This is a genomic window from Peribacillus sp. SIMBA_075, assembly GCF_046534585.1.
The window spans coordinates 1-444 of sequence record NZ_JAWRYN010000134.1; the positions used below are offsets into that span (position 1 = coordinate 1).

The following is a 444-nucleotide window of genomic DNA, read 5'->3' on the forward strand; positions in this document are numbered from 1 at the left end:
GTAAAATAAAGGTCGAAACATAGGATAGATCAATTTCTGGTGCATTTAAAATAATTAATTCTAAATACCCACGGCATATCCCTTCCACCATAATTACTAGATCTAACAAGTATGGAATAACCTTTTCACCATAAATGGACAGTAAGCTATTCCGATAAAATGCATGAGACTCTAATTTCATCCTCATCATAAACTCTTCTACTTCTTTATTACATGGAATTGCATTTTCTCTTGCATGCATAATAATAAATTCTTTATGTTTTTGCACATCAGTAAACTGACAATATAATTGTTTTTCAAATTTTTCACGTGGTAATAAAGATTCTTTTTCAATATCCAGCATTTTCTTCTGAATCTTGTCATAATAATATCGAAGTGTGGCCAATAATAACTCATCTTTTGATTTGAAATATAAATAAAAGGCTCCTTTTGATATACCACATG

1 protein-coding gene is annotated in these 444 nt (G+C 29.5%); it reads right to left on the reverse strand.

The genetic code is table 11. The features are described 5' to 3' along the window. Nucleotides 1-444 (reverse strand): TetR/AcrR family transcriptional regulator (locus SB775_RS27485; protein WP_410864299.1); only part of this gene is annotated, 444 nt, incomplete at both ends.